The organism is Ruminococcus difficilis (assembly GCF_016680995.1).
Genome location: NZ_JAEQMG010000002.1, coordinates 1 through 1,001 on the forward strand (window position 1 = coordinate 1; position 1,001 = coordinate 1,001).

A 1,001-nucleotide genomic window follows, 5' to 3' on the forward strand; every position below is an offset into this window, starting at 1 on the left:
GAGTGCTGGATCGAGGCCGAGGACTTCATGGAGGAGCCCATCAAGAAATATCAGCGCCTTTATCCCGGCAACGAGGTTCGCCTCAAGTCCGCGTATATCGTTAAGTGCACGGGCTGCAAAAAGGACGAGAACGGCAACGTCACCGAGGTTTACGCCGAGTACGACCCCGAAACACGCGGCGGCAACACTCCCGACGGCAGAAAGGTTCGCGGAACTATCCACTGGGTCGACGCGGAAAACTCCGTCGACGCCGAGGTAAGGCTCTATGACAACCTCTTCACCGTACCCGATCCCGACGCTCAGGAGGGCAGCTTCCTCGACTACCTCAACCCGAAGTCACTAGAGGTTCTGACCGACTGTAAGGCAGAGAAAAGCCTTGCGACCGCCGAGGCTCCAAAGAGCTTCCAGTTCATGCGTCTGGGCTACTTCTGCGTTGACAACAAGGACAGCTCGCCCGAACACCTTGTGTTCAACAGAAGCGTAAGCCTGAAGGACGGCTTCAAGAAAAAGTAATATGAAAACAGCGTTAGTTACAGGCGGCGCGGGCGGAATCGGCTCCGCTATCTGCACGGGACTTGCAAGAGCGGGCTGTCAGGTCGCCGTACATTACAACACAAAAAAAGAAACCGCCGAAGCCTTAGCTGCTCAGCTCCAAAAGAGCTGCGGCATAAAGGCAATCGCGGTTTGTGCGGACGTTAAAGACAGAGAGAGCGTCAACCGAATGTTTGACAAGGTTGACAAAGCTCTCGGCGGCGTTGATATCCTCGTCAACAACGCGGGCATCGCTCAGCAAAAGCTGTTCACCGACCTCACCGTGGAGGACTGGCGCGCTATGCTCGACACCAACCTCAGCGGCGTATTCAACTGCTCGCAGGAAGCGCTCAGGCGGCACATGCTGCCCGTTCACAGCGGCGCGATACTCAACATCAGCTCGATGTGGGGTCAGGTCGGCGCGTCGTGCGAGGTTCACTACAGCGCGGCGAAGGCAGGCGTTATCGGAC

1 protein-coding gene and 1 pseudogene are annotated in these 1,001 nt (G+C 57.0%); both read left to right on the forward strand.

Annotation, left to right across the window (positions count from 1 at the left end):
• Positions 1-513 (forward strand): annotated as a pseudogene (locus JKK62_RS00030) (glutamine--tRNA ligase); the annotation flags it as partial.
• A gap of 1 nt (position 514) precedes the next feature.
• Positions 515-1,001, forward strand: a 487-nt coding sequence (locus tag JKK62_RS00035) for an SDR family NAD(P)-dependent oxidoreductase (RefSeq protein ID WP_201426492.1), incomplete at its 3' end; no start/stop codon positions are given.